The organism is Paenibacillus forsythiae T98 (genome assembly GCF_000520735.1).
Taxonomy (GTDB): domain Bacteria; phylum Bacillota; class Bacilli; order Paenibacillales; family Paenibacillaceae; genus Paenibacillus_AQ; species Paenibacillus_AQ forsythiae.
In genome coordinates, this window is the sequence record NZ_ASSC01000292.1 from 1 (window position 1) to 1,019 (window position 1,019).

1 protein-coding gene is annotated in these 1,019 nt (G+C 58.5%); it reads right to left on the minus strand.

From position 1 onward, the window contains the following. Positions 1 to 940: Gfo/Idh/MocA family protein (locus L692_RS0109610; protein WP_025699355.1), on the minus strand; the 940-nt coding region annotated here is incomplete at its 3' end. Between the last annotated feature and the right edge of the window lie 79 nt (positions 941 to 1,019).

The following is a 1,019-nucleotide window of genomic DNA, read 5'->3' on the forward strand; positions in this document are numbered from 1 at the left end:
CCGCTTCGCTCTCCTCATCGCCCGAATAGAAGGCGACTCCGCCCGGAGTCAGCTCGATGTTCGTCTCATACAGGCGGCCGGAGCGTTCACCGTTAATGCGAAGCCCATCGGTCATATCGGCTCCGGCTTCCGTTCCGCACAGCAGCGTCTTGGCCTCGCCATATTCGGCGACGTTCAGCGCCCAGCTCGATTCCAGCGCAATCGTTGCTCCGTTCTCCATGGTAATGAAGCCGAAGGCGGAATCTTCAACCTTGAACTGCTCCGGGTCCCACGGTCCGAACGCATTGGCGGCGTTCTTCCGGTGCCCGAGCTTATGGAACACCGAGCCGGTCACGCTGCGCGGCTTGTAGTTATCCATCATCCACAGCGTCAAATCAAGCGCATGCGTGCCGATATCGATCAGCGGGCCTCCGCCCTGCTTCTCTTCGTCCAGGAACACGCCCCATGTCGGCACCGCGCGGCGGCGCAGCGCAATCGCCTTGGCGTAGTACACCTCGCCCAGCTCGCCGTTCTCGCACATTTCCTTCAAATATTGGCTGTCATTGCGGAAGCGGTTCTGATAGGCGATGGACAGCTTCTTTCCGGTCCGGCGGGCAGCGTCCAGCATTTCCTGCGCCTGAGCCGTCGTCTTCGCCATCGGCTTCTCGCACATCACGTGGCAGTCCGCTTCAAGCGCGGCAACCGTAATTTCCGAGTGGCTGTCATTCGGCGTACATACATGCACGACATCGATGCCGCCGTCCGCAAGCAGCTTGCGGAAGTCTGAATATACCTTGGCGCCTTCCGCGCCGTATTTGCCGGCAGCCTCCTGCGCCCGCTCTTCGATAATGTCGCAGAAAGCGACCAATTCGGCGTTCTTTTGGCGGGAAAGGCTTGGCAGATGCTTGCCATTCGCGATACCTCCGCAGCCGATAATTGCGATCTTAAGTGTTTTAGACATGAATATTTCCTCCTTGTTTATAGTTTGTTTCAAGCCACTTTATACTATCCGCCACGCTATCAAGCGGCGGCCGGCTGCA